Source organism: Succinivibrio sp. (genome assembly GCF_045124615.1).
Taxonomy (GTDB): Bacteria; Pseudomonadota; Gammaproteobacteria; order Enterobacterales; family Succinivibrionaceae; genus Succinivibrio; species Succinivibrio faecicola.
Window position 1 is genome coordinate 1 of record NZ_JBGVMC010000292.1, and the last position, 2973, is coordinate 2973.

Here is a 2973-nt window from a genome sequence, read left to right on the forward strand (position 1 = left end):
CTGATTGCTCTGTTCATTGCCCTTGCAATTGCTTTAGGTATAGCCTGAGGCATAGCTTTAAGATAAGACGTCATATGGGCAATGGAATCTTCATCAAGACGAATAAAATCATTTCCCATATTACTGCTCCATCTGTTCAAGCGTTAAGATGTCAACTCCCTGCTCTACCTGCACATCTCTGCAGATATAATGCAGTTTGTTAATGGTTACTGTTGAATTTACAAGGGGCAGAGGAGATAAGTCCCCCTGCCTGATGTAAACCACTGCAGTAGCCTTAAAAACACCCTGAATCTGAGCTTTCTCAAAAGTATTTACAACAGAATTATCAATAACTGCTTTTACGCTTTTTCCGTTAATAGTCCAGTAATCAGCAAATTCACCATCATTGATAAAAGTGTCTAAATCTTTTTTGAAAGTCTGTTTCAGATTCATTTTTTACTGCGCCCTGTTTTTGGTTCAGAAGCCTTTTCAGTGTTAGTCTGTTTTACATTTTTGGTATCAAGCACAATCTTTTCTGCAAGACCTCGCTCAATCCAATCTGATGCTTCCTTATCAGATAAAGAAAAGGTAGTTCCTGTTTCAAGAACTACCCCTTTATGTAGAACATTAGACTTTAGTCTTACGTCCATAATTAAGCTACCTTTAAGATGTAGAAGCCCAGTGGCTCGTTAACAATCATCAGAGGAGCTGATTTTAACTGCACAATACGTCCTGCAGGATTTGAACGCTGCAACCATGAGCTTGCAACACGATCACCTTCTACGAACTGATGAGTATTGTTTGCCTCATTGATAATATCAACTAAGCCGTATGCTCTGGTGGTCTTTACTCCACGGCAGGCAATCAGCACGGAATCCTCAGGGATCATTGGTTTCTCAGTGCCAGTAGCTACATCATAGTAGTATTCATCATAGGTAAAGATGTCTAAGTTTGGTAAACGTAAAGCACCCACATATGAAACACCGTCCTCTAATTCACGTGGATCGATCTGACCTAAGTCAATTCTGCGTGAATTTAATGCAGTGTTATCTCCCTTTAGAGAATGCAGTAACGCATCAATAGCCTTAGAACCGGCAATCATCTCTACTGGAGTTAAACCGGATTTCTGTGCAATCTTACGGCATGCAGTACGTAAATCACTAAGAGGATCGGCACCTGCAGCAGTCCATAAGGTTGATACGGTACCAGCTGGCTTTTCAGCTGAAGACAAATCTTTCCAGAAGTCTAAATACTCATCAACTCCTTCACCCTTAATCAGAATCTTACCGGTGGTTAAGGCCTGAGCACACATAACCTCTTCTGTACGTGTAATCTCCTTATCCATCTCATTTAAATCCTGAGCCAGAATTGCAGCTGCTCTCTCATTAGGAGAACGACCTGAATATAACTGCTCACCTGGTAATCTCTGCATTGCATCCTCTGCAGTGCATACACGGTAAGGAGCAATAAAAGCAGGTCTATAGGTAGAGGTTTTGAAGCCATTACGTAAATCTAAAGTTCCACCAATACGAGGATTTACAAATGGAGCCAGTGAACGCTTACCAGGGCCTTTAATATCAATATCAACAGTTGCAGTATTAAAGGTCTTTTTATTTGAAAAATAGCGATCACGCAAGAATGAACGGGCACGATACTCAGAGTTGACCATCTCCATCATTGTGCGAGGTTCAAATAAAGAAACTGTCATCTTAAAAATCTCCTATTAACGTAAGAAAATTCCAACATTACGAGCGGCTTTAACAAAGTCCTCAATGTTAACCCCTGAAGGAACAATCACAGCTGCCTTATTAAAGTCACCGTTAACATATACAACACCTTCAGTGTCTGCATCTGAAGCATTTACATCATCTGTAAGAATGCCAAATACATCTGCAGGGGTATCACCATTTGCTGCAGAAACTGCAGATACCTTACCATTTGCAAAGGTCACTAAAGCACCGCGCTTTAAGTTCTGACCTGATGCAACAACTACAGGAAAAGTCTTAATCTCATCACGATTTAGACCGGCAAATAACTTGTCATACTCAGTTGACTCAGTTTTAATTAAATCAGCCATTTTTAATCTCCTAAATTATTTTTTATAACCGTTGATTTTTGCCAGCTGTGAATGAACAGCAGCAACCAACTGAGCACGTGACTCAGCATCCTTATCCTGAGGCAGAGCGCCTTCTGCATTATCAGCACCGGATAAATCACCTGCTAAAGCCTGAGCATCCTCAGTTAATGCTTTTGCATGTTTATCACTCTGGCTTTTCTGCATTTTGATAGTCTCAATGGCAACTTGCTCTGCTGTCATTGGCTCTTCAAACATTGCCTTCATTACCAAGTCATGATTTGCACCGTTGTCAATCTCTGACAGTGACTGAATACGCTTACGTTCTGAAAGAACTGCTTCAGCAACAATTGCTTTGAACAGATCAGGATGTTCGGCATTCAATTTCTCTGCTGTCATAGCCTCTGTTTTATGTTCCTCTGCCTTTGCAACAATCTGAGTATCTTCTACCTTTGCTGCAGGCTTTGGATCTTCTGGTTTCTTACTCATTAACATCTCCTTAGATGGTTTACGTAAGTTTTGTAAATCCCATTCTTTGCCTGCAATGGCCAGAATGTGATCGTCTTTCATATAAGCAGATACCTGCTCACTGTTATCAATCTCATCTGCAAAACCTTTCTCTACAGCTTCTTCAGCGGTAAACCAGGTTTCTGCATCCATGAGAGATTTGATCTCTTTTTCATCAAGTCCTGATTTCTCCATATAAATGCTTCTCATTGATTCAGCGCATTTATTGAGAACATCAATCTGCTTTTCAAGTTCTTCTGCATTTCCATATGCACTAGACATTGGATTGTGAATCATGAACAGAGAACCTTTACTGATTACTGTCTTTGCATTTTTTAAGGAAGTAATCAGTGTTGCAGCAGAAGCAGCAAGGCCGGTCACGTGAATTGTGATGCCGGCCTTGTGTCTTGATA

At 40.6% G+C, this 2973-nt stretch carries 5 protein-coding genes; all 5 read right to left on the bottom strand.

What is annotated here, in order from left to right; genetic code table 11:
* Positions 1-120: 120 nt before the first annotated feature.
* Positions 121-432 carry a hypothetical protein gene (locus tag ACJML3_RS07590; protein WP_331853138.1) on the bottom strand — a complete coding sequence of 104 codons (312 nt, stop codon included), beginning with the start codon at positions 430-432 and terminating at the stop codon, positions 121-123.
* Positions 429-629 (bottom strand): hypothetical protein, encoded by a 201-nt coding sequence (locus tag ACJML3_RS07595; RefSeq protein ID WP_406022045.1) that lies wholly within the window; start codon positions 627-629, stop codon positions 429-431. The genes ACJML3_RS07590 and ACJML3_RS07595 overlap by 4 nt, the downstream gene beginning before the upstream one ends.
* Positions 630-631: 2 nt before the next feature.
* On the bottom strand, positions 632-1687 hold the full coding sequence (locus tag ACJML3_RS07600; RefSeq protein WP_406022047.1) for a major capsid protein: 1056 nt from the start codon (positions 1685-1687) through the stop codon (positions 632-634).
* Positions 1688-1702: 15 nt separating this feature from the next.
* A complete protein-coding gene (locus ACJML3_RS07605) occupies positions 1703-2056 on the bottom strand; it encodes a head decoration protein (RefSeq protein WP_406022049.1) in 354 nt (117 codons plus the stop codon).
* 15 nt (positions 2057-2071) lie between these two features.
* Positions 2072-2973 (bottom strand): Clp protease ClpP (locus ACJML3_RS07610; RefSeq protein ID WP_406022051.1); only part of this gene is annotated, 902 nt, incomplete at its 5' end.